This is a genomic window from Streptosporangium brasiliense (assembly GCF_030811595.1).
GTDB lineage: Bacteria > Actinomycetota > Actinomycetes > Streptosporangiales > Streptosporangiaceae > Streptosporangium > Streptosporangium brasiliense.
Genome location: NZ_JAUSRB010000002.1, coordinates 2517109 through 2539308 on the forward strand (window position 1 = coordinate 2517109; position 22200 = coordinate 2539308).

At 72.2% G+C, this 22200-nt stretch carries 20 protein-coding genes; 11 read left to right on the forward strand and 9 right to left on the reverse strand.

Features of this window, described 5'->3' with window-relative positions; genetic code table 11:
* The first annotated feature begins 89 nt into the window (after positions 1–89).
* On the forward strand, positions 90–1424 hold the full coding sequence (locus tag J2S55_RS20295) for a hypothetical protein (protein WP_306863324.1): 1335 nt from the start codon (positions 90–92) through the stop codon (positions 1422–1424).
* 14 nt (positions 1425–1438) lie between these two features.
* Here the strand turns inward: J2S55_RS20295 and J2S55_RS20300 are convergent, their stop codons facing one another.
* The 4 genes from J2S55_RS20300 to J2S55_RS20315 all read right to left on the reverse strand — a co-directional run bounded on the left by J2S55_RS20300 (position 1439) and on the right by J2S55_RS20315 (position 5687).
* A complete protein-coding gene (locus tag J2S55_RS20300) occupies positions 1439–2425 on the reverse strand; it encodes an NAD-dependent epimerase/dehydratase family protein (RefSeq protein ID WP_306863326.1) in 987 nt (328 codons plus the stop codon).
* A gap of 68 nt (positions 2426–2493) precedes the next feature.
* Entirely contained in the window at positions 2494–3609 is a 1116-nt protein-coding gene (locus tag J2S55_RS20305) for a sugar ABC transporter substrate-binding protein (protein ID WP_306863329.1), read from the reverse strand.
* A 198-nt stretch (positions 3610–3807) separates the two neighbouring features.
* Positions 3808–4239 carry a hypothetical protein gene (locus J2S55_RS20310; protein WP_306863330.1) on the reverse strand — a complete coding sequence of 144 codons (432 nt, stop codon included), beginning with the start codon at positions 4237–4239 and terminating at the stop codon, positions 3808–3810.
* 119 nt (positions 4240–4358) lie between these two features.
* A complete protein-coding gene (locus J2S55_RS20315) occupies positions 4359–5687 on the reverse strand; it encodes an alpha-amylase family protein (RefSeq protein WP_306863333.1) in 1329 nt (442 codons plus the stop codon).
* Between the two features lie 338 nt (positions 5688–6025).
* Between J2S55_RS20315 and J2S55_RS20320 the strand changes: the two genes are divergently transcribed.
* Positions 6026–6910, forward strand: a complete 885-nt coding sequence (locus J2S55_RS20320; protein ID WP_306863336.1) for a hypothetical protein — start codon at positions 6026–6028, stop codon at positions 6908–6910.
* Positions 6911–6941: 31 nt separating this feature from the next.
* Here J2S55_RS20320 and J2S55_RS20325 read toward each other — a convergent pair whose 3' ends face one another.
* Positions 6942–7400 (reverse strand): carboxymuconolactone decarboxylase family protein, encoded by a 459-nt coding sequence (locus J2S55_RS20325; protein ID WP_306863339.1) that lies wholly within the window; start codon positions 7398–7400, stop codon positions 6942–6944.
* 47 nt (positions 7401–7447) lie between these two features.
* On the opposite strand from J2S55_RS20325, the gene pdxR reads away from it, so the two are divergent.
* Positions 7448–8857 (forward strand): MocR-like pyridoxine biosynthesis transcription factor PdxR, encoded by a 1410-nt coding sequence (gene pdxR / locus J2S55_RS20330; protein WP_306863341.1) that lies wholly within the window; start codon positions 7448–7450, stop codon positions 8855–8857.
* Between the two features lie 255 nt (positions 8858–9112).
* Complete coding sequence (locus J2S55_RS20335) at positions 9113–10099, forward strand: aldo/keto reductase (protein WP_306863343.1); 987 nt, start codon at positions 9113–9115, stop codon at positions 10097–10099.
* Between the two features lie 233 nt (positions 10100–10332).
* On the opposite strand, the gene J2S55_RS20340 is transcribed toward J2S55_RS20335, so the two are convergent.
* Complete coding sequence (locus J2S55_RS20340) at positions 10333–10944, reverse strand: TetR/AcrR family transcriptional regulator (RefSeq protein ID WP_306863345.1); 612 nt, start codon at positions 10942–10944, stop codon at positions 10333–10335.
* A gap of 57 nt (positions 10945–11001) precedes the next feature.
* On the opposite strand from J2S55_RS20340, the gene J2S55_RS20345 reads away from it, so the two are divergent.
* Positions 11002–11418 carry a VOC family protein gene (locus J2S55_RS20345; protein ID WP_306863348.1) on the forward strand — a complete coding sequence of 139 codons (417 nt, stop codon included), beginning with the start codon at positions 11002–11004 and terminating at the stop codon, positions 11416–11418.
* 169 nt (positions 11419–11587) lie between these two features.
* Positions 11588–12412 carry an alpha/beta fold hydrolase gene (locus J2S55_RS20350; RefSeq protein WP_306863351.1) on the forward strand — a complete coding sequence of 275 codons (825 nt, stop codon included), beginning with the start codon at positions 11588–11590 and terminating at the stop codon, positions 12410–12412.
* A gap of 139 nt (positions 12413–12551) precedes the next feature.
* On the opposite strand, the gene J2S55_RS20355 is transcribed toward J2S55_RS20350, so the two are convergent.
* Entirely contained in the window at positions 12552–13268 is a 717-nt protein-coding gene (locus J2S55_RS20355; protein ID WP_306863354.1) for a ferritin family protein, read from the reverse strand.
* Between the two features lie 193 nt (positions 13269–13461).
* Here J2S55_RS20355 and J2S55_RS20360 point away from each other — a divergent pair, with 193 nt between their 5' ends.
* The 3 genes from J2S55_RS20360 to J2S55_RS20375 all read left to right on the forward strand — a co-directional run bounded on the left by J2S55_RS20360 (position 13462) and on the right by J2S55_RS20375 (position 18129).
* Positions 13462–16380, forward strand: coding sequence for a toll/interleukin-1 receptor domain-containing protein (locus J2S55_RS20360; protein WP_306863355.1), 2919 nt, complete (start codon positions 13462–13464; stop codon positions 16378–16380).
* A 233-nt stretch (positions 16381–16613) separates the two neighbouring features.
* Positions 16614–16937 (forward strand): putative quinol monooxygenase, encoded by a 324-nt coding sequence (locus J2S55_RS20365; RefSeq protein WP_306863358.1) that lies wholly within the window; start codon positions 16614–16616, stop codon positions 16935–16937.
* Between the two features lie 400 nt (positions 16938–17337).
* Positions 17338–18129: a permease-like cell division protein FtsX gene (locus J2S55_RS20375; protein WP_306875501.1), complete on the forward strand. Its 792-nt coding sequence runs from the start codon at positions 17338–17340 to the stop codon at positions 18127–18129.
* A 148-nt stretch (positions 18130–18277) separates the two neighbouring features.
* Here J2S55_RS20375 and J2S55_RS20380 read toward each other — a convergent pair whose 3' ends face one another.
* On the reverse strand, positions 18278–19354 hold the full coding sequence (locus J2S55_RS20380; RefSeq protein WP_306863364.1) for a lytic transglycosylase domain-containing protein: 1077 nt from the start codon (positions 19352–19354) through the stop codon (positions 18278–18280).
* 230 nt (positions 19355–19584) lie between these two features.
* Between J2S55_RS20380 and J2S55_RS20385 the strand changes: the two genes are divergently transcribed.
* Positions 19585–19932 (forward strand): VOC family protein, encoded by a 348-nt coding sequence (locus J2S55_RS20385; RefSeq protein ID WP_306863367.1) that lies wholly within the window; start codon positions 19585–19587, stop codon positions 19930–19932.
* 118 nt (positions 19933–20050) lie between these two features.
* Here the strand turns inward: J2S55_RS20385 and J2S55_RS20390 are convergent, their stop codons facing one another.
* The gene (locus tag J2S55_RS20390) at positions 20051–20785 is read right to left on the reverse strand and encodes a TioE family transcriptional regulator (RefSeq protein WP_306863370.1); all 735 of its coding nucleotides are present in this window, start codon (positions 20783–20785) and stop codon (positions 20051–20053) included.
* Positions 20786–21089: 304 nt separating this feature from the next.
* Between J2S55_RS20390 and J2S55_RS20395 the strand changes: the two genes are divergently transcribed.
* Positions 21090–21647 carry a YceI family protein gene (locus J2S55_RS20395; protein ID WP_306863372.1) on the forward strand — a complete coding sequence of 186 codons (558 nt, stop codon included), beginning with the start codon at positions 21090–21092 and terminating at the stop codon, positions 21645–21647.
* The last annotated feature ends 553 nt before the right edge of the window (positions 21648–22200 follow it).

The following is a 22200-nucleotide window of genomic DNA, read 5'->3' on the forward strand; positions in this document are numbered from 1 at the left end:
CGCCCGCGGCCGGTGGCCCGTCCTGGCGGGGCGTTGGGAGGCGGTTGTCCGCGGCCGGTGGCCCGTTGCGGTGGGGCGTTGGGAGGCGGTTGTCCGCGGCCGGTGGCCTGTTCCGGTGGGGCGTTGGGAGGCGCCTGTCCGCGGCCGGTGGCCCGTCCCGGCGAGGCGCCGGCTCCGGTGGCCGCCGGAGCCGGGCGGCGCTCGCCGTCTGGGCCGCGCTCGTCGTCGCGGCGTTCGCGGCCGGGGCCGTCCTGCGCGCCCGCGGCGCGCTGCCCATCGACCGCCTGCCGCCGCTGCACGGGCGGCTCCGCACGCCGACGGCCGCGCTCCTGCCGCCCCTGCTCCTGGCCGCGGCGGCGGTCGCCGTACTGCCCGGCCTGGCCGTCCGGCTCCGCTTCGGGCAGGCCCTGGCCGTGGCGTACGGCACGGCCCTGACGTGGACGGTGCTGCTGGCCGTCTCCGGCGACGGCCTGGCCCAGCCGTTCACCAGCCGCTACGAGTATCTGGCCGTGCTGCCCGCCGTGGGGGACGACCCACTCGGCTGGCTGGCCTCCTTCACCGAGCGGCTCCCCGGCTACCCCACCCATGTGCGGGGCCATCCCCCGCTGCCCGTCCTGGTGCTCTGGGCCCTGGCGGAGGCCGGGCTGCCCGGGCCGTTCTGGGCGGCGGTGCTGGCCGTCGCGGTGGGATGCTCGGCGACCGTGGCCGTCGCGCTCACCGTCCGGCGGCTGGCGGGGGAGGAGAGCGCCCGTCTCGCCCTGCCGTACCTCGCGCTGACCCCCGCCGCGGTCTGGATCGCCACGACCATGGACGCCTTCTTCGCCGGGGTGGGCGCCTGGGGCGTCGCCCTGCTGGTGTCCGGGGGCAGGGGGCGGGGCCGGGTGCTGTCCGGGGCGGCGGGGGTGCTGCTGGGGGCCCTGCCCTACCTCAGCTACGGGCTCGTGCCGTACCTGCTGATCCCGGTGGTCGCCGCCGTGGTGGCGCGGATCTCCCACGCCACCGTGGTCGCCTGCCTGGCGGGGGCGGCCGCGGTGACCGCGGCCGCCGTCGCGGGCGGCTTCCTGTGGCCGCTCGGGGTGCTCGCCACCCACGCGGAGTGGGCCGCCGACCCGGGCGCCGCCCGGCCCTACCTCTACTTCCTGGCCGCCAACCTGGCGGTGCTGGCCCTCCTGACCGGCCCCGCGACCGCCGCCGGGCTGGCACGGACGCCGCCCGGAGGGGTGCGCGCGCTGGTCGCGGCGGCGGTTGTGGCCGTGCTCGCCCTCGACGTCAGCGGGGTGACCAGGGGAGAGGTCGAGCGGATCTGGGTGCCCTACGCGGTCTGGATCGTCCTGGCCGCCGCGTCGTCGCCCGGCCGGTGGTGGCTCGCCGCCCAGGCCCTGACCGGGCTCCTGCTGCAGGGGCTCGTCAGCTCCCCGTGGTGAGGTCTGCCGCCCGGTCAGCCCAGCGGGGCGGTGGAGAACTCCGCCATCCCTGAGGCGAACGGCACCGCGGCGCGGAAGCCGAGCTCCGCCGCCGCCCGTTCCGGGCCGGCGACGATGTGCCGCACGTCGCCCAGCCGGTATTCGCCGGTGGTCACCGGTGCCGGGCCGCCGTGTCCGGCCGCGAGGGCCGCGGCCATCTCCCCGACCGTGTGCGGCTGCCCGCTGGCGATGTTGTAGGCGGCCAGCGTCCCGGGGGTCCCCCCGCCGAGCGCCGCGAGGTTGGCCAGCGCCACGTCACGCACGTGCACGAAGTCCCGGAGCTGGCGGCCGTCCTCGAACACGCGCGGCGCCCGGCCCGCCTCCAGCGCCGACCGGAAGATCGCCGCGACCCCGGCGTAGGGGGTGTCGCGCGGCATCCCGGGCCCGTACACGTTGTGGTAGCGCAGCGCGACGGCCGTGCCGCCCGTCTCCCGCGCCCAGTTCGCCGCCAGGTGCTCCTGGGCGAGCTTGGTCGTGGCGTAGGCGTTGCGCGGGTCGGCCGGGGCGTCCTCGCCGATGGTGACGGGGCCGACCGGCAGCGCGCAGTGCGGGCAGCGCGGCTCGAACCGCCCTCGGGCGAGGTCGCGCTCCGCCCTCGGGCCCGGCCGCACCCGGCCGTGCGCCGCGCACTCGTAGGCGCCCTCGCCGTACACCACCATCGACGAGGCGAGCACCAGCCGCCCGACCCCGTGCCCGGCCATGGCGGCCAGCAGCGTGGCGGTGCCCAGCACGTTCGCCGAGGCGTAGTCCGGGAGGTCGGACACGTCCACGCCGAGCCCCACCTTCGCCGCCTGGTGCACCACGGCGCCGACACCGCCCAGCACGCGGTCCAGCGCTTCCCGGTCCCGGACGTCGCCGCCGGTCCGCAGGTCGAAGCCGACGACCTCGTGCCCGGCCTCCTCCAGGGCGGCGGCCACATGGCCTCCGATGAACCCGGCGGAGCCGGTGACCAGTGTCCTCATGCGGCCGACGCTATCCCCTCTTCGGCGGAGGGGGCGCCGGTCCTCGGGGTCTCTCAGGTGAACTTGGCTCAGGTGAGCCCGGCGGACTTGCACGCGGCCCGGAGGTCGGCCGTGCAGATCTCCTCGACCTTCCAGAGACCATCCTTGACCACGGTGTCCTCGATGTTGTCCTTGGTGACCACGATCGGCTGGATGATCTGGGCGGGGATCGAGGACGAGGTCCCGTTGGCCACGGTCCCCTCGCCGTCGGCGCCGCCCGTCACCGTCCTGCCCGAGCCGAGGTCGACGGCCATCTGGGCGGCGTTGCGGGCCTCGGGCCTGATCGGTTTGTAGATGGTCATCGTCTGGGTGCCCAGCAGGACGCGCTGGATGGCCGCGAGTTCGGCGTCCTGGCCGGTCAGCGGCGTGCCCTTGGCGATCCCGGTGATCCGCATCGCCCGGGCGGCGCCGCCGGCCATGCCGTCGTTGGCCGCATACACCCCGATGACCCGTTCCGGGCCGAGCGTGGCGAACGCGCCGGCCGCGTCGGACGCGGCCAGGTCGGAGCTCCAGCCCGGGATGTCGTACTCCCCGCCGATCACCACGTTGCCGTCGAGGACCGAGTGGACGCCCTTCTTGAAGTCGCCCGCGTTCGGGTCGGCCGGTGAGCCGTTGATCATCACGATCGGCCCCCGCCTGGGGTCGCCCTCCGCCTTGAGGGCGTCGAGCAGGGCCTGGCCCTGCATCTTGCCGATCTGGACGTTGTCGAAGGAGGTGTAGGCGTCGATCGGCCCGCCGGCCAGGCGGTCGTAGGCGATGACCTTCACGCCCTGCTCCACGGCCCTGGACACCGACGGCGCGATCGCCTTGGCGTCCACCGCGTCCAGGATGATCACCTTGACGCCGTCGCCGAGCATCGAGTCGAACTGCCGCCGCTGCCGGTCGTGATCGCGGCCGGCGCTGCCGTAGACGACCTGACACCTGGGACAGAGCTCGGCCACGCTCTCGGTGATGTAGGGGCGGTCGAACTTCTCGTAGCGCGTCGCCTCCGTCCCCGGCAGCAGCAGACCTATCTTGAAGCCCTCGGCCACGGCGCGGCCGGGAGCGGAGGCCGTCTCGTCGGACCCGGGCCGCCCGATGACCCCGCAGGCCGTCAGCCCGAACGCCGCGACGACGGCCATCCCGCCCGCCGCAAGGCGAGCCACCGCTCTCTTCACTACGGACCCCCGAAATTCCACCTTTAGCTATGAAACCGGGCATTTAGTGTAATTAGCGGCAGCCGTACCCGGCGCGGGGGACGCGATGCCCGGCGGGTCCCGATCCTGGTGAGATCTTGGTCCACCGGCGCTCCCACTGGGGAGCGCTTTTCCGGCAGTGGGGCGGAGGCCGGTCCGCCCCGCCTCTCAGGTGGCTCGCCGGTCGTCGAGCCACACGTCCGTCTGGCGGGCGGCGCTGGTCCTGGCGGGCGACTGAGGCGTGGCCCGGGTCTCCGTCACGGTGAAGTCGGCGACCACATGCCGGTTGTGGAGGAGGAAACCGATCACGCCCGCCAGGGCCTCGACGCTGTCGTGGGCGCGGGCGTGACCGGTCAGGAGGTAGACCAGCGGCGTGGACGGCTGATCGAGGGCGAAACGGCGGCCGTGGTGGTGAACGTCCTGCAAGGTCCTGATGGGGATCGGCTGCTCGGTGGTGAACCAGGCGGCGACCTCCCAGAACGGCAGCGCCGGGTCCGGGGTGACCGATCTCTCGTAGCAGGCCACGCAGCCTCGGCGGGCGTCCTGCCCGTGGGGGCACGCCCAGGAGGCGGCGTCGTGCGGCATGCTGCGCTCAGACATGAGCCGACCGTACCTTCCCGGCTCCCATGTGTGGTCCTCGCAGATCAAATGCTCGGCTGGTCCTTACCCGGTCACGCCGGCCGGGGGCCGTCGCCCGCCCGGGACGCCGCCCTCGGGGGTCACCGGCCACTGAGGACGGCCCAGCCGTGGGCGGGGACGAGGGCCGGGTCGCCGGAGGGCGGCGCGGCCTCCGACGTCACCTCGACGGTGAGCCCGCCGGTCTCCAGCGGGAACGGGTGGGGCCGGTCGTCGACGTTGAGCAGGGTGACGATCCTGCGGCCCGGGGCCTCGGCGCAGGTCGAGGTCAGCGCGACCGCCCGGTTGGTCAGATGCTCCGCAACGGTGCGGGCCCTGACCAGCCAGGGATGGCGGCGGCGCAGGCCGATCAGGCGCCGGTGCAGGTGGTAGACGGGCCATCCCGAGGCGGCGAGGGCGCCGGGACGGTCGGGGAAGGCCGGGCGGACGGCGTCGTCCCCGCCGGCCCGCTCCTCCTTGACGCCCCGGAACGCCTGCTCGTCGCCGTAGTAGACGCTGGGCACGCCGCCCACGGTGAACAGCACGGCCAGCGCGTGGCCCAGGTGCCGGACGTCGGTGAGACGGCTGGCCAGCCTGGTCACGTCGTGGTTGCCGACGAAGGTCAGCGGTGGCGGCACGGCGTCGAGCAGGCCGTCGTGCCGGTCCAGGGCCCAGGCGAGCTCGAAGAGGTTGCCGTCGTTGAGCGAGCTCCAGATCGCCTTCCAGAGCTCGTACTGGGTGACCGAGTCGAGGCCGCTCGCCCGGACGTATCCGGCGTAGTCGCCGTGGATCACCTCCCCGACGAACCACGCGTCGGGGTGGAGCGGCCGCACCTGTTCCAGGGCTCCGCGCCAGAAGCCGGGCGGCACCGCGTAGGCCGCGTCGAGACGCCAGCCCGACGCGCCCCGGTCCAGCCAGTGGTTCATGACCCGCACGACGTGGTCGAGCACCTCGGGCTCCTCGTGGTTGAGGGCCACGAGGTGGTGATGCCCCTCGAAGGTCGCGTAGTCCGGCTCGCCGCCGTTCCCGGCCGGTCGCCGGAACCAGCGCACGGCACGCGGATCGGGATCGGCGGCCGTCGCCCGCGCGAACACCGGGAACCCCCGGCCCACGTGGTTGAAGACCCCGTCCAGGACGATCCGGAGCCCCCGCCCGCGCGCCGCCGCGACGAGATGGTCGAAATCCTCGTCGTCGCCGAGCCGCGGATCGATCCGGAAGTGGTCGACGGTGTCGTAGCCGTGGGTCTCCGCCGCGAATATCGGTCCCAGCTGCAGCCCCGAGCAGCCCAGCTCCACCGCGTAGTCGAGCCAGGGGTCGAGCTGCCGCAGGCGGTGCCGGACCGGCGCCCCCGGCGGCGGCGCCGAGCCCTCCGCGCCGGTGAACCCGAGCGGGTAAACCTGCCACAGGACCGCGTGGTCCACCCATGACGCCATGAACGCCCCCTCACCCCCGGTCTCCCCGGACCGGTACGGCCCGCATGTGTCCCGGCTACCCTCGCTCCGGCCGTCATGCCTCATCGGCCGGATGACATCCGCCTGGCCGACGGCTCCGTGCGGTGGGGAAAACCTCGAACACTGCCCGCGGTGTGTGAATTTTTCGGACAGGTCGCTGTCGGATCTGCTAGGAATTTGCCCGACCGAAATTCACGTCAGAGAGGGTCGTTGTGGGGCAGGACGGCATCCAAGGGCCATACGACGAGGATCCCCGTGAGCGGACCGGCCCCATGGGGCCCGTCACGCCACAGCACAGACCTGACCGTCCGGATGGCGACGTGCTGTCGGACGGATGGGATCCGGAGGTCGCCCAGGAGCCGGGCCGGGACGACGGACACGCGTCCCGGAAGACCCCCGAGGTCGCAGGGGCCGGAGCCGAGGAGGCCCGGCACGCCTCGTACGAGCTCCGCGACGAGGAAGTCAGGGACGCCGCCTACGAGCTCCATGATCAGGAGGCCCGGCACGTCTCGTACGAGACCCGCGACGAGGAGGCCCGGGACGCCGCCTACGAGCTCCACGATCAGGAGGACTGGGACTCCTCGCGGGAGACCCGCGACGGCGCGGGGCAGACCCGCGGCTTCCTGGGGTCGGGCTGGAGGGGAGACGCGGAGCCCGACGACGGGCCCCGGCGCCGGAGCAGGATGCTGCTGACGGTCGTCGCGGGCATCGTGGCGCTGGGGCTCGTCGGAGGCTGGGTGATCTCCTCCACCGTGGGGTCCGCACCCGACACCTCGTGCCCGGCGGGCACCGGGTGCGCGAGGGCCGAACCGCCGCGGCCGGAGCCGGAGACGCCGTCCGCCGAGCCCACCGAGTCCACCGGGCCGGAGGAGACGGCGCGGCCGTCCGCCGAGGAGAGCGAGACTCCCGAGCCGGAGGTCTCCCGCGCCCCGGTGCCCCGCACGCAGCCGCCCCGGCCGACGCCGACGCGGAGCCGTCCGCCGGCGCGGCCGAGCCCCGACCCCACCCGGGAGCGCGAGAGGGACGGCTCCCACAAGCTGGATTCCCGGCCGCAGGACTCCTCCGGACCCGAGACCGGCCCGCCGACGGAGCCCGCTCCGACGCGGAGCGCCCCGACGGAGAGCTCGGCGCCGAGCGAGACGCCCCCCAGCGAGAGCCCGAGCCAGGACAGCAGCGGCGGCGGCCTGCTCGACTGGCTGTTCTGACCGGCCGCCCCCGCCGGCTGGTCGCGGGCGGTCAGGCCAGCGGCCAGGGGTGAGCGACGGCGCCCAGCCGGTTCCACGCGTTGATCACAGTGATCGTCCAGATGAGCTCGGCCAGTTCGGTCTCGGTGAACTGGGCCGCCGCCCGCCCGTACACCTCGTCGGAGACCGGACCGTCGGTGAGCCGGGTGCCCGCCTCGGTCAGCTCCAGCGCCGCGCGCTCCCGGTCGGTGAAGAACGGCGTCTCCCGCCAGACGGGGAGGGCGAACAGCCGCTGCTCGCTCTCCCCGCCCTTGCGCGCGTCCCGGGAGTGCATGTCGACGCAGTAGGCGCAGCCGTTGAGCTGCGAGGCGCGGGCCCTGACCAGCTCAAGCAGGCCAGGCTCCAGCTCCGTCTCCCTGGAGGCCGCGTCGAGGGCGTTCATCGCCCGGTTGACATGGGGGGCGAGCTTGTCCACCGCCAGCCGGACGGTGGGAGGGTTCGTCGTGGTCATGCCCTCGACATTAGAGATCGACTGGACCGGTAATAAGATCCAAATCTATGTCGGAATTTTGGGCCACTTTCGGGGTCGACCTGTATCTGGAACTCGACACCGCGACCGGCCGCCGGGCCGGCCTGGAGCACGCCCTGCGCGACGCCGTCCGCGCCGGGCGGCTCGCGCCGCAGGCCCGGATGCCCTCGACCCGCAAGCTGGCCACCCAGCTCGGCCTGTCACGCGGCACGGTGAGCGCCGCCTACGATCAGCTGATCGCCGAGGGCTACCTGACCGCCCGCCGGGGGTCCGGCACCATGGTCGCCGACCTCACCGGACGGTCCGCGCCGGAGCCGCCGCCGCGGCCCGGCGCCGCCGTCCCCCGGCACGACCTGCGGCCGGGCAGTCCCGACGTGGGCATGTTCCCCGCCGCTGCCTGGGCGCGGTCCATCCGGCGCGCGCTCGCCGCGACGCCGGCCAGTGCCCTCGACTACGGCGACCCGCGCGGCCGGCCCGAGCTCCGCGCCGCGCTGGCCGAATATCTGGGGCGGACCCGCGGCGTGCTCGCGACCCCCGGGCAGATCGTGATCACTTCCGGCTACGTCCAGGCGCTGGCCCTGCTGGCCAGGGTGCTCGGCGACGCCGGGGCCGACGCGGTGGCCATGGAGGACCCGGGCCTGGGCTTTCACCGGGAGGTGGTCCGGCGGGCCGGTCCGGCCGTCGTCGCGCTCCCGGTCGACCGGCGTGGGGCCCACCCCGGCCTGATGGGCGAGCACGGGAAGGTGGGGGCGCTCGTGGTGACCCCGGCCCACCAGTATCCGACCGGCGTCACCCTGCACCCGGCCCGCCGCCACACCCTCACCGAGTGGGCGCGCGCCCGCGACGGCCTGATCGTCGAGGACGATTACGACGGTGAGTTCCGCTACGACCGCCAGCCCGTCGGCGCGCTCCAGGGCATGGCGCCCGACCACGTCGTCTACGTGGGCAGCGCGTCCAAGACCCTCGGCCCCGCTCTGCGTCTGGGCTGGATGGTGCTGCCGCACCGCCTCGTCGAGGCGGTGGTGGACGCCAAGCTGCACCTCGACCACCACACCGAGGTGATCGGGCAGCTGGCCCTCGCCGACCTGATCACCACTCATGTCTACGACCGGCACATCCGCGCCTGCCGCCTGCACTACCGCCGCCGCCGCGACCTCCTGCTGGACCGGCTCGGACCCGTGTCCGGCCTGGCCGTCCACGGGATCGCGGCGGGGCTCCACGCGATGGTCAACCTGCCTCCCGGTGGGCCCGGCGAGCAGGAGGTGCTCGACCGCGCCGCGGAGCGGGGTCTGGCCCTGGGGAGCCTGGGCGGCCACTGGCACCGGGCCGGTGACCATCCGCAGGCGGTCATCGTCGGGTACGGCACGCCGCGCGAGCACGCCTACCCGGCCGCACTCGACGCCCTCGCGGACGTCCTGTCCCAGGTCGGCGCGGGCTAGCCGTCCAGGCCCGCTCGGGTCCGGGCGAGCTTCAGGCCCGCTCGGGCCCGGGGCCGGCCGTTCAGGCCCGCTCCGGTTCAGGGTGAGTGTCCAGGCCCGTTCCGGTCCGGGGCCGGTGTTTCAGGCCCGTCCGGGTCCGGGTCCGGGGCCGTCCGGTGGATCCCGCGCGGCCGGCGGGCTTGACCTGGAGCGCGCTCCACGTCCCAGACTTCCGTCCGAGGCCCGGAGACGAAGGGCCGGACCAAAGGGGACAGCATGAAATACCGCACCATCGGCACTGCCCCGGAGACCCGCCGCGAGGTGAGCGTGCTCGCCCTCGGTGCGATGCTCTTCGGCTCGGTGACCGACGAGAAGACCTCCTTCGCCATCCTGGACCGCTACGTCGAGGCGGGCGGGACGTTCATCGACACCTCCGACAACTACGCCTTCTGGGTCGACGGCGGCCAGGGCGGGCAGAGCGAGGCGCTGCTCGGGCGGTGGCGGCGCAGCCGCGGCATCGGAGACGAGATCGTCATCGCCACCAAGCTGGGAGCGCGGCCGCTCGCGCCCGGCACCGGCTACATCGACAACCCGGAGGGACTGTCGGCGAAGGTGATCCGGGAGTCCGCCGAGCGCAGCCGGGAACTGCTCGGGGTGGACAGGATCGACCTGCTCTACGCGCACATCGAGGACCGGACGGTCCCGCTCGGCGAGACCGTCGAGGGCTTCGCCGGACTGGTGGCGGAAGGGACGGTCGGGCTGCTCGGGGTGAGCAACCACGCGATCTGGCGGGTGGAGCGGGCCCGTGCTCTCGCCGCGGCGGCCGGGCTGCCCGGCTACGAGGTCCTGCAGTACCAGCACAGCCACCTGCGCCCCCGCTTCGACATGCCCGAACCGCTCTTCGAGGACGGCAGCCTCGGCCATGCCGGGGCCGAGCTGCACAGCTACCTGCGGGCCGAGCCCGACCTGACCCTGGTCGCCTACTCGCCGCTGCTCGGCGGCGCCTACGTCCGGGAGGACAAGCCGCTGCCGCCGGACTACGACCACCCGGGCACGCCCGCCCGGCTGGCGGTGCTGCGCGAGGTCGCCGAGGAGACCGGGGCGAACGTGAACCAGGTGGTGCTGGCCTGGCAGATCGGCGGACGGCTGCCGGTGATCCCGCTGGCCGGGGCGTCCTCGGTGGCGCAGTTGGAGGAGAACCTGGCCGCGGTGGACCTGGAGCTGACCCAGGAGCAGCGGGCCCGGCTGGACGCGGCGCACTAGGCGTACCACCCGGGCGGGTCGGCGCCCCGGCCGGCTCCGCGAGTGCGGTGGGTCGGCGAACGCGGCGGGTCCGCGAGTGCGGGCATGTCCGGAGGCCGTCGGATCACCGTCTTCGCCGTCATACCGCCCTCGCTCGTCCTGCCCGCCGTCGCCCCGCGGGAGCCGGCTCCGCGTCACCGGACGATCGATCCCGAGGGGCCGGCTGCCGCCCGTGCGCGCGGGCCGGCGGCGGCTCATCCGACGTGCAGCGCCTCCAGCATCTGTGACAGGGCGGCCCTGGTGTCGGCCAGGTCTCCGGGGTCGGCCGACCCCGCCAGCCACAGGGCCGCCTCGTTCATCGCGCCCGACAGCAGGCGGGTCAGCGGCGCGACCGGCTGCGGGGCGATCGTTCCCTCCTCGATCAGGGTGGTGAGCGCTTCGGCCAGATGGTGGGCCGAAGCGGCCTCGTCCAGCGCGCGCCATTCGTTCCAGCCCAGTACGGCGGGGCCGTCGACGAGCATGATCCGCTGGACGTCCGGGTCGGTGCTGGCGGTGAGGAACGCCTGGCAACCGGCGGTGAACTGCGTCCATGGATCGTCGTGAGCCTCGGCGGCCGCGGCCACCGTCCGGGCGACCTGCTGCTGCACCTCTTCCAGGACGGCGCGGAACAGGGCGGCTTTGCCGTCGAAGTGGTGGTAGAGCGCGCCCTTGGTGACCCCGGCGGCGCGGACGATCTCCGACAGGCCCACCGCGCCGTAGCCCAGGGCCGCGAACAGGCGTCTGCTCTCGCGTATGAGGGCCCGCCTGGTCTGCTCCCTCTGCTGCGCCCTGCCGCCGTCCGTCATCACGTCCCCGTCCGTTGACATACCGATGGTACGTCAATACATTACCTTCACATACCGACGGTATGTGAAGGAGTCCGTATGACGCTGACCAGCTTCTATCCGGTTATCTGCACCTCACTGCTCCAGGAGTCCCGCGACTTCTACACCGGGCTGCTGGGGTTCGAGCCGACGTTCGAGGCCGACTGGTACGTGAGCCTGCGGCGGCCGGGAGCGCTGCCGTACGAGCTCGCCCTGCTCGACCACGGCCATCCGACGCTGCCCGAGGCCTATCGCGCTCCCGTGCGGGGGCTGCTGCTCAACTTCGAGGTGGAGGACGTGGACGCGGAGTGGGAGCGGCTCGTCGTGCGCGGGGGGCTCCGGGCCGAACTGGAGCTGCGCGACGAGGACTTCGGGCAGCGGCACTTCATCGTGGCCGACCCCAACGGGGTCCTGATCGACGTGATCACCCCCATCGCGCCCACCACGGCGTACGCCGACCAGTACGTCGAACCGTGACGTCGGTCGAACCGTGACGTCGGTCGAACCGTGACGTCGCCGGTCTGGGCGACTTCCGGCGGGGCGTTGGCCGTCCCCGGTCCCGTTGGCACAATCATGGGACCGGGTGGGGACGTGCCGCACTGGGCCCCGTCCACACCGAGCCGCCGTCCGCGATCGGAGCCACGTGATGCGCGTCAATGTCAACGACATCGACCTTGAGGTCCAGGTCAGCGGGGAGGGCCCCGCCGTGCTGCTGGTGCACGGCTACCCCGACACCCACGCCTGCTGGCGGCACCAGGTGGCCGCGCTGAACGCCGCCGGATACCGTACGATCGCCCCCGACCTGCGCGGCTTCGGCGCCTCCGGCAAACCCGCCGACCTCAAGAGCTACGAGCTCGGCCAGTACGTCGCCGACCTGTCCGGCGTCCTCGACCAGGTCGGCGTCGAGCGGGTGCACCTGGTCGGGCACGACTGGGGGTCGACGCTCGCGCAGCTCCTGGCCATCACCGCACCCGATCGGGTGGCCGGTCTCGCCTGCCTGTCGGTCGGCCACCCCGCCGCCTTCCGGGCCGCGGGCTGGGAGCAGCGGGAGAAGTCCTGGTACATGCTGCTGTTCCAGTTCCCCGACATCGCCGAGCGGTGGCTCGCTCAGGACGACTTCAGGAACCTCCGCGAGATGCTGACCGAGCACCCCGACGCCGAGGAGGTCGTCGAGCGCATGCGCGACCCCCAGGCGCTCAGCAGCGGCCTGGCGATCTACCGCACCGGGGTCCCGCCCGAGACTCTGGTCACCTGGCCGTACGACCTGCCCGCCATCCAGGTGCCCACCATGGGCGTCTGGAGCACCCGCGACCGGTTCCTCACCGAGCGGGCGATGACCGGTACGGCGGAGCACGTCACCGGGCCCTGGCGCTACGAACGCCTCGACGGAGCCGGCCACTGGATGCAGTTGGAGGCGCCGGACGAGGTCAACGAGCTGCTGCTCGGCTTCCTGGCCGGTACGGACGGCTGAGCCCGTCTGTCCGGTGCGGGCGGGCGGGCCGGTCTGCCGAGCCTGCCTGTCCGGTGCGGGCGGGTGAGCCGGTCTGTGCCGAGCCTGCCTGTTCGGTATGGGCGGGCGAGCCGGTCTGTGCCGGGCCCGCCTGTCCGGTTCAGAGCCGTCCCGCCCCGAAGACCTTCTCGGTCACCGCCGAGAACAGGCCGGTGACATCGGTGACGAAGGCCGCTCCGGACACCCCGAGACGGCGCAGGGCGGGGCCGTGATCCCAGACGACGACGGCGCAGGCGCCCAGCAGGAGCACCCACCAGCCGCAGCGCACGACCGTCCGGATCGCCCGGGGCGTGGACCGGAACGACTCCCGCAGCCGGTCACAGTGGAACGGCACGTGCCGCTGCTCGTCGGCGAGGATCCGGCCCGCCACGTCCGAGGTGAGCCGGTCCCCGCTCCCGTCGCGCAGAGCCCGGTAGTACCGGAGGGCGACCACCTCCGCGACCATCAGCACCAGCAGCTCAAGCCGGAGCCCCAGCGTCCGGCGGAGCCGTACGAAGACCGTGTCACTCCAGTGCGCCGTGATGGTCCGCGCGCCTCCGGCGGCGAGCAGCAGCGCCAGCAGCCGCGCGTGGTTCCGCTCCTCGGCGACGAACAGCCGCACCGCCTCAGCGTAGGCCCCGTCGCCCGTGCCGGCGGCCTTGGCCATCAGGTTCGCGCCGTCGCCGTCCTCGCCGACCTGGAAGCGCTGCAAACTGCGCAGCACCGGACGGTCCAGCCGCGCCCCACGCTCCCAGGCCGGATCGCCCTGTAGCCCGCGGCGCTCGGCCTCGGCCTCGAAGTCCCGTACCCACCCGCCGAAGTCGTGCATATCTGCCATAAGCCGCAATCTACGGAGGACGTATGCAGATATGACTGGCTTTTCTGTGGAGATTCGGTGGAGATCAGGCGGTCTGCCGCACCGGCTGAACGGTGGATTGTCGCGATGCCCGCATCACGTCAATCCATCATGTGCTTTCCTGGTCGCGATAAATGCCATTGGTGATCAGGTGAACGGGCGCGGATTACCTGCAATGCGACAAAAAAGTAAATATCATGCTTTCATATCCTACAGTCATGGCGGAGACGCCTTTGTCGCCGAGGAATTGCAGAACAGGCTTCAGCGATTCGCGCGGCCCTGGTGGAGACCGAGATCGCTCAGGATCTTCCGCGACAGGACGGATCTCGCCGCCGGCGGCAGCGCCTGGCCGGAGATCGAGAGGGCGCTGGCCCGGTCGGAGTGGTTCCTGCTCGTCGCCTCGCCCGCGTCGGCGGCGTCGCCGTGGGTGCGCAGGGAGATCCAGTGGTGGATGTCGCGCAAGCCCGGCGGGGCGGACAGGTTCCTGATCGCCCTGACGGCGGGTGACATCGTCTGGGAGGGCGACGATTTCGACTGGTGCGCGACCACCGCACTGCCCAGGCGGGAACTCGCCGGAGCCTTCGCCCAAGAACCGATATGGGCCGACCTCCGGCGGGAGAAGGGCCTGCGGGGCGCCACCGCGGCGGGTGGTGACACCGGACCGGGAGCGGACGGTCCGGAGCCACTGGGAGACCTCGTCGTCGCGGACCTCGCCGCGCCGATCCGCGCACGTCCCAAGGACACGATGGTGGGGCTGCACGTCCGTTACCGGCGCCGGCTGCGCCAGACGGTCGGCGGCGTCATCGCCGTCCTCACCGCCCTGCTGGTAGGCCTCTCCTACGCGGCCGCCGTCGCCTTCCAGCAGCGCGACGTCGCGACCAGCAGGGAGAAGGTGAGCAACTCCCGTCAGCTGGCCGCCACGGCGGACTCCCTGCTCGGCACCCACGCCGACGTGGCGCAGCTGCTGTCGGTGGCCGCCTACCGGCTGGATGACAACCCGCAGACGCGGGCGGCGCTGTTCAGAGCCGTCACGGCCAGCCCCCACCTGGTGAGATATCTCCACGCCCCCGAGGACATATCGGTCGTCAGAGCCTCGGGGGACGGTGAGTCCGTCGTCGCCGGCACCCGGGGCGGTGACCTTCTGCGCTGGAACGTCGCGACACTGGAGCGGACACACCTCACCCGCATGGCCAGACCGGTGGTCGACGTGTCGGTCGGCTTCAGCGGACAGGCGGTGGCCGCCACCGACGGCGTGTCCATCGCGTACTGGGACGCGCGGGAAGGCGCTCAGGAACTCCCCGGCCGGCCGCCGATGAGGGCGACCGCCGTCGGTCTTTCCCCTTCCGGGAGATTCGTCGCCCTCTCCGAGCCGCCGGGGGAGCCGTACGACAAGCCGGCCCGGCTCGCCGTGTTCGACCGGCGCGACGGGGAATGGCGCTCGTTCCGCCCGCGTGACCTCCCCAAAGGGGCTGCCGAAATAGTGTTCCCGTCGGAGTCGTCGGTGATTTTCTTCGGCTCGGACGGGGCGCTGGAGGAGTGGGAGGTGCGCCCCCTCAGGAACAGGACGGTTTCAACGGGTTTCTTCCCCATGTACGACCCGGCCGGCGCGATATCGCCCACCGGCCGCAGGCTGGGCATGGCCAACGGGAGAACGCCCGCATCGGTGTGGGACAGGGCGGAGCGGTCCTACGACCCTGAGAAGCCCGACTTCGTCACGCCCATCCGGAACGGCCGGCCGACCGCGATGGCGATCAGCGGTGACGGGCGCCGGGTGGCCGTGGCCAGCGCGGGCACCGTCTACGTGTCCGATGTGACCGCGGAGAAGATGTCCGATGTGACCGCGGAGCAGAACGGACAGCCGAGGGAGTTGACCGGCAACAGCTCCGTCAACGAGCGTGGCGTGGTGTTCCTCGGCGCCGAGGGCGACCGCCTGGTCTCGGCCTCCGGGCGCACACTGACGCTGTGGGACCTCCGGCAGGTGTCACGGATCAGCACGCGCATCAGGATGAAGGTCCCCTGGGGATGCATGGCCTGCCCCGGCCCGCGCGTCGAGGTACGTCCCGACGGGCGGCAGTTCGTCATCGACCGGGGCGGGGCGGAGTTCCATCATGCCGACGGGTCGCCCGCGCAGGACTTCCCGGTGAAAGGCCAGGTCCCCCTCTCGTGGTCTCCGCACGGACACCTGATCCTCACCGTGGACGGCGGGGCCGGCGACAGCTACCGGGTCTGGGACGGGCACAACCGCCCTCTCGGCTCCTGGAAGGACCCGGCGGCCCTGTCGATCGCCTGGTCGCGGGACAGCCGCCGGGTCATCATCGCCCACCCGTCCGGCGACATCACGGTCAGGGACGTCGCCGACGGCGCTCTCGTCAGTGAGTCCCGCGCGCTGCCCGTGAGCGACCCCGACGACGTGACGAGCGCCGTCGTCAACCCCGGAGCCATGACGGCCGGATTCTTCGAAACCCGCTGGGAGCACGACGGACAGGTGTGGGTCGTCGACCTGGCGTCCGGACGGCGGCGTGCCGTCCGGGGCGATCCGGTGGAGGCGATCGGCTTCTCCGGGCACCACTTCCTCGTGCAGCGGGAGAACGGGCGGCTCGACGTGTTCGACGAGCGGGGAGAGCACCACATCCGGTCGATCGGGGGCGAGGGGGACCCCGTGGGGGAGATGGTCACCGCTCCCCGGTCCACCCTCGTCGCCAGGCAGCGCAGGGACGGCACCGTTCTGCTCGTCGACATCGCCGACGGCTCCACACTCGGCGCGTTCGACCTGCCCAGCAAGTCGCCGACCACCCGGACGGGGATGGCTCTCACCCCTGACGGCGCCTCCCTCATCACCGTGACCGAGGACGACATCACCGGCCAGGAGATCGGCGAGGCCCAGGTGTGGGACCTGTCCATCAGCAGATGGCTGTCGACGGCATGCGCCACGGTGGGCCGCGACCTCACGGCGGCGGAATGGGAGCAGTACGTGGGCACACCGGCGCCGGCGACCTCCCCCTGCGGCGGGGCCGCCGCCCGCCGCGGAACGGACGACCGTCGGAGGGACGGAGTTCCCCCTCGCCTGCGGAGCTCACCGACAGGGATGTCCTGAATCCGCTGACCGAGCATCAGCGGAACGTCCTCACCGAGACCCCCGGCTGCCCGGTGATCGGCTCCGCCGGCCTCAGGGCGTGACAGACAGGCCGGCTCGGGACGCCTTGACATCCGGCCGACCGGGCTCTCGCCTATCGTGGTCATGGCGTCGCGTGCCTGTCCGGTGCGGCACCCGCACGCGGAGCACACGCCCCTTCACCACGGCTTCACCACGGCGAGAGAGACCAGGTCATGATCTTCATTACCGTCAAGTTCACCGTCCGTCCCGAGCGGAGCGAGGAATGGCTCTCGCTCGTCGACGACTTCACCCGGGCCACCCGGCAGGAGCCGGGCAACGTCTTCTTCGAATGGTCCAGGAGCGTCGAGACGCCCAACCAGTTCGTCCTGCTTGAGGCGTTCGCCTCATCCGCGGCGGGCGAGGCCCACGTGGGCTCCGAACACTTCAAGACCGCCATGGCGTGGATGCCCGAAGTGATCGCGGAGACACCGGAGATCATCAACGTCGAGGTGCCCGGCGAGGGCTGGTCGCGGATGGCGGAGCTGTCGCCGGCCTGACCCGCCGCTGTACGGCCCGGCGGCACCGGACGGGGAGCGCCCGGTCCGCAGCCGCGTCGGCTGTCCATCGCCGGATCGCCGCCGGCGGCGAGGATCCGCCCGGGTCGATCGCGCCGCCGGGCGCCGTCCAGTCATGGCTGTCCGTGCTATGGATCATCAGGATGTCTCCGGCGTCGTCGGTGACCACGGCGTTCGCCCCGTGGTCCCCGCTCGGCACCTCGCATAGATGCATGACCGGGGCGTCGGAAGCGAGGTGATATCGGAGGCTTGACCGGCTCGCCGTTCTTCCGGGATCTTGGCTCATGTGACTTCCGGCCCTGGTGGGAGAGATGCTGCGGCAAAAGGTGTCTCTGGCTCTGGCAAGGTCGTGTCGGCTGTTCCTCGGCGGCGACCCTTGACGGTGGCGACGGTTACGGTGGTTGCCGTCGTTCTGTGTGCGGTGGTGGCGGCCTTCTTGCTCCGGGACCGGCCGTCCCTCACCGTCCTGCCCCCACCTGACGGGCCCTGGCCGGTGACGTCCTTCTCCGTCTGGCTCTGTCCGGACAAGAAGGGGGAGGGCGAGGGCGCCGAGAAATGCCGGAGGGGGGTCACCGACCGGCAGCGGCGGGCGGTCGAGACGGCGATCCGCGGAGTGCCCGGTGTCGAGAAGTTCATGTTTGTGAGTGCCGAAGAGGCGGCCAGGCAGACGGCCGAGCAGTTCGGTGAGGAGGGTCTTCTCACCGAGGAGGAGGCTCCGCCGTCGTTCGACGGTCACCTGCGGAATGTCGGGGATGAGGACCTGACGCGTCCCCTGATGGACGGCCTGCGAGCGGCTGTTGAGGACCTGCCTGGCGTGGTGTCCGTGAACTTTTCCACCGACCGTCTCTTCTGGGACGGAAAATCGGATCTGTCGGTTCAGCTCTGTGGGGAGGGCTTGGAGCAGGAACCGCCCTGTACGGGGCGGGGACGGCCCACCGGGCAGGAGCGGGAGGCGATCGAGGCGGTGCTCGCGAGGGTCGACGGGATCGACAAAGTCTATTTCCAGGACGCCGAGCACACCCGCAAGGTCGCTGAGTACCTGCTGGGCGAGCCGCCCGCCCTCCATGAGGTGGTCGAGAGCTACGAGATCAAGATTGCCGACAGGCGGGTGATAGACGCAGTCAAGGCAGCGCTCCGGAACGTCCCGGGAGTCGGCAAGGTCGTGGTGCGATAGCCCGGCCTCCGGGTGGCCGGGAGCGTTCAGGACGGAGACAGAGCCCCGGCAGAGCGGTCACCGCAGCAGCCGGTTCTCCCCGCGACCTGACGGGCCTACGAGAGGTGAATCGACTCGGGGGAGCCAGGAGCGGTGCCGGGTCGCGAGGTCAGGGGCCGGTGAGGCGGCGGTCGCCGCGGGTGGTGACCACGAAGACCTGCCAGTTGTAGTAGGCGTAGTAGTTCCTGATGTCCCGCTTGATCTGGCGGGCGTGCAGCAGCACCGCGTCGACGTACGCCTGGGAGTGGTTGTAGGCGTACAGCGCGCGCCGGTAGTCGCGCGGCGCCCCCGAGGCGTGCAGGTAGTTGGCCGCGGCCAGCAGGGCGTCGCGGGTGTCCTGGATGTCACCGCCCATCCCGTAGGCGTCCCACGTTCCCGGCATGAACTGCATGGGGCCCTTGGCGCCCGTGTGGCTCGGTGACCGTACCCGGCCGAACTTGGTCTCGACGAACATCACCGCCGCCAGCACCTCCCACTCGACGCCGAAGCGGCGCGCGGCGTGCCGGAAGTGGCCGAGCAGGACATCGGCGGGCTCGGGCGGCTGGACGCGGAATTGCGCCGGCTTGCTGATGGGCCGGACGAGGGAGAGCAGGTTCCGGGCGGCCGTCACGTTGTCCTTCGCCTGCCCGGCCAGGGCCTTCGGCAGCCTGGCGTAGGTGCGGGAGGCGACCTGTGGGTTGCGGGCCAGGTAGCGGTAGATGCGCTGCTGGTGCAGGGCAAGCAGCACCACCGGCTCAGGGGGGTCTCCCTTGGCGGGGTCGCCGTCGCGGATCCAGCCGTCGACGGCACGTCGCAGCTCCGCGACGGTGCCGGTCAGGGAACGGGCCAGCCGTGACGGGTCGGTGGGGATGGCCACGTCCGGAGCGGGCAGGGCGGGCGCCTGACCCGCGGGCGTCCGGGGTGCGGACTCCTTCGCCTTCGCCGGTGGCGTCGCCGGACGCTCCGCGGCGGGCCGGACCGCCGTCTGGCCGGGAGCGGCCGGTGAGGCGGCGCCCTGCGCGCCGGCGCAGCCGGAGACCGCGAGGGCCAGGGCGACGAGCGAGGCGGCCATCGGCCTCCCGCGCGACCGGCCCGCGCGCATGTCCGGCGGCCCGCCACCCGAGGCGTCCGGCCGCGCGGGCACCGCCCGCCCACCCGGCCGACGGCCACGCTCCTGCCCTGCGACTCCCGCGCGCTGATCGTTCATCGGCCCCAACGTACCCGAGCGACGACCTCCCAGGCCGTTTTCCCGGGTGACACGGCTTTCCCAAGTGGCATGTTTCCCGGGTGGCACGCTTTCCCGAGCGACATGTTTCCCGGGTGACGCGGCGGTGAGGGGCGGCCCGCCGTACCGGCGCCGGAACCCGGTCCGGGAACACATGCGCCATCCTGGACGGAAGGATCAGACCCACACCCCCTCTGCCGCAGGAGTCGCCGATGTCAGCCCGTCGGATCGTCCCCAACATCCAGTCGGAAGCCCTGGAGGAGAGCTCGGAGTTCTACGGCCTGCTCGGCCTGGAGGAGGTCATGAACCACGGCTGGATCATGACCCTCGCCTCTCCGTCCACGCCTGCGGCCCAGGTCAGCTTCATGATCAGCGACAAGACCGCATCCGTCATCCCGGACGTGAGCATCGAGGTGGACGATGTGGACGCGGCTTACGCGGCCATGCGCGAGCGCGGCGCCGAGATCGTGCACCCGCTGCGGGACGAGGAGTGGGGAGTCCGCCGGTTCTTCGTCCGCGACCCGAACGGCCGTGTGGTCAACGTTCTGGAGCATCGATGACCGCGGGGATCAGGCAGCGGTGTCGGCCGACGCGGGGCCCGGCCCTGCCGGCCGGGCAGGTACCGGTCGCCGCGCGACGCCCGATCCTCGACGCGCTCGGCCAGCACGGTGGCGACACCTAGTCCAGGGCGTCCCCTGCATGAAGGGTGCCGCGCTGACGCAGGTAGGCGGCGAGTTCGGCCGCGCCGGCCAGCATTGAGAGGCCGCGCGCGGACAGCCGGCGGCGCCAGTCGCCCAGGACGGACTCCAGGGGGGCCAGGCCTCCGGCTGTCCGCACCTGTGCGAGCAGCGGGGAGATCTGCTCCAGCAGATACCCTCCGCGTCTGAGCTGGTGGGCCAGCCGGGCGTCCCGCACGTCGGCAGGGGTGTAGACGCGGTAACCGGTCTGCGGGTCCCGCTGCGGACGGATCAATCCGGCCTGCTCCCATTTGCGGAGGGTCGCCGGCCGGATCCCCAGTTTCCGGGCCAGCGGCCCGATGAACGTGACGCCGGGCGGGGGAGGGTCGGGCGTTCCTGACTGCGCCAGGTCCCGGAGCGCCTTTTCCACGGCCGAGAGCGTCCGGCGGTCCTCGAGGAGCTGGAGATGGCTTCCATCGATCAGCTCCAGGGCGTCCTCGACCGCGCCCTGGTTCACCGCCCGCATGATCGACGTTGCCGTCTGGTGTCCGTGGGCCGACACCAGGGCGGTGAACGCGCGAAGGGCCTGCGCGTGGAGGGGGGTGTAGGTCCGGTAGCCGTGGGGTGTGCGGTCCGCCGGCGGGAGGATGCCGGCTTCTTCGTAGTTCCGCACCGCCTGTGTCGACAGGCCGTGCTCACGCGCCAGGTCGACCGGCCGGAGTCGCTCACCGGACATGTGACCGCCTCATGGAGTTGAAGGTTATTACCTCATTGGCCCAGTAAAAACGGATGAAAGTTTACACTTATGGTTCAACGATGTGGTCGAAGATGCTGCCAGTTTCATTGAAGCGGACAGGACCGCCACGGCTGCCGACTCATCGATCCAGGACGCCGCTTTGGGCCTTCCCCGGCGGAAGCGCCGCCGGTACGCCTGAGGGCGGCCGACGACGCGCCGGAGCGCCGGAGCGCCGGAGCGCCGGAGGCACGTCATGCCGGCGGTAGGTGCCGCTACGGGTCCTTCGGACGCGGGATAACCTGGCATGGTGGGCGTCACCACCGGTAGCTACACGTTGGGGCCTGAGTCCGGCAGGCTCCTCGTCAACACGGCCCGCAGCGGGCTGGGGGCGAAGGCCGGCCACGATCTCACCATCGAGGTCACCCGCTGGCATGGCGAGGCCACAGTCGACACCACTGACCCGGCCGGCTCCTCGGTGACCGTCGAGATCGACGCCGGGTCGTTCGAAGTCCGGGAAGGGACCGGTGGCGTCAAGCCCCTCACGGGCTCCGACCGCCGGGAGATCGAGAAAATCCTCCGAGAGAAGATCCTTCACACCGGGCGTAACCCAATGATCACGTTCCGGTCGACCCGGGTCGACGGGACCGCGGAGTCGTTCCGCGTCGAGGGCGACCTCACCATCGTCGGCGTCACACAGCCCGTCGAGATACAGGGCTCGCTGGCCGGGAGCCGCGCACAGGGCTCGGCGACCATCGTGCAGACCCGATGGGGGATCCGGCCCTACTCGGCGCTGTTCGGCGCGCTCAAGGTCGGTGACGGAGTCGAGATACGGTTCGACGCCGACCTCACCCCGAAGCGGTGACCCCGGCCACGCGGGGTCCGGTCCGTGGGTGCTCCCGAGAGGGCGCGGACCATCGGAGAACACTTCCGACCACGGGGACCCCGGCCCGCGGGTGCTCCGTAAGGCGCGGACCGCGGTAATCCGAGGGCGATCGTCCCTCGCCTTCCATCGTTCGCCTTCCGTCGCTCGCCGCAACACCCGGATCGGCACGGATCGACATTGAGGGACCGGCACGGACCGTGACCCTCTGGCCTCGACCAGGTCTCACGGGTCCATAGGAACATTGACCAGGTCTCTCGGCTCCACAGGAACCTCGACCAGATCTCGACTCTGCGGGAATCCCGACCAGGTCCCTCGGCTCCGTGGGAACGAGTGATCCGGCCCGGCGGCTCTCAGCGCGGACCCCGGGCTTCACGGCGTGCGCAGACCGTGCCGGGCCAGCCGCTGAACCATGTCTGAGCAGCATGGTTATTCATTCCGGTATCGATCGCACCCTCTTGTCGATATTAGACACGACCTGGATCGACCTGGTCTGCTCTCACCGTTCGCCGAGAGCAAGGAGTCCCCCGTGTCG

Excerpts from the sequence above, each read along its gene's own strand:
- J2S55_RS20300 (WP_306863326.1), bottom strand. The coding sequence starts at position 2,425 with ATGAGGACACTGGTCACCGGCTCCGCCGGGTTCATCGGAGGCCATGTG.
- J2S55_RS20310 (WP_306863330.1), bottom strand. The coding sequence starts at position 4,239 with ATGTCTGAGCGCAGCATGCCGCACGACGCCGCCTCCTGGGCGTGCCCC.
- J2S55_RS20315 (WP_306863333.1), bottom strand. The coding sequence starts at position 5,687 with ATGGCGTCATGGGTGGACCACGCGGTCCTGTGGCAGGTTTACCCGCTC.
- J2S55_RS20325 (WP_306863339.1), bottom strand. The coding sequence starts at position 7,400 with ATGACCACGACGAACCCTCCCACCGTCCGGCTGGCGGTGGACAAGCTC.
- pdxR (WP_306863341.1), top strand. The coding sequence starts at position 7,448 with ATGTCGGAATTTTGGGCCACTTTCGGGGTCGACCTGTATCTGGAACTC.
- J2S55_RS20335 (WP_306863343.1), top strand. The coding sequence starts at position 9,113 with ATGAAATACCGCACCATCGGCACTGCCCCGGAGACCCGCCGCGAGGTG.
- J2S55_RS20340 (WP_306863345.1), bottom strand. The coding sequence starts at position 10,944 with ATGTCAACGGACGGGGACGTGATGACGGACGGCGGCAGGGCGCAGCAG.
- J2S55_RS20345 (WP_306863348.1), top strand. The coding sequence starts at position 11,002 with ATGACGCTGACCAGCTTCTATCCGGTTATCTGCACCTCACTGCTCCAG.
- J2S55_RS20350 (WP_306863351.1), top strand. The coding sequence starts at position 11,588 with ATGCGCGTCAATGTCAACGACATCGACCTTGAGGTCCAGGTCAGCGGG.
- J2S55_RS20355 (WP_306863354.1), bottom strand. The coding sequence starts at position 13,268 with ATGGCAGATATGCACGACTTCGGCGGGTGGGTACGGGACTTCGAGGCC.
- J2S55_RS20360 (WP_306863355.1), top strand. The coding sequence starts at position 13,462 with ATGCGACAAAAAAGTAAATATCATGCTTTCATATCCTACAGTCATGGC.
- J2S55_RS20365 (WP_306863358.1), top strand. The coding sequence starts at position 16,614 with ATGATCTTCATTACCGTCAAGTTCACCGTCCGTCCCGAGCGGAGCGAG.
- J2S55_RS20380 (WP_306863364.1), bottom strand. The coding sequence starts at position 19,354 with ATGAACGATCAGCGCGCGGGAGTCGCAGGGCAGGAGCGTGGCCGTCGG.
- J2S55_RS20385 (WP_306863367.1), top strand. The coding sequence starts at position 19,585 with ATGTCAGCCCGTCGGATCGTCCCCAACATCCAGTCGGAAGCCCTGGAG.
- J2S55_RS20390 (WP_306863370.1), bottom strand. The coding sequence starts at position 20,785 with ATGTCCGGTGAGCGACTCCGGCCGGTCGACCTGGCGCGTGAGCACGGC.
- J2S55_RS20395 (WP_306863372.1), top strand. The coding sequence starts at position 21,090 with ATGGTGGGCGTCACCACCGGTAGCTACACGTTGGGGCCTGAGTCCGGC.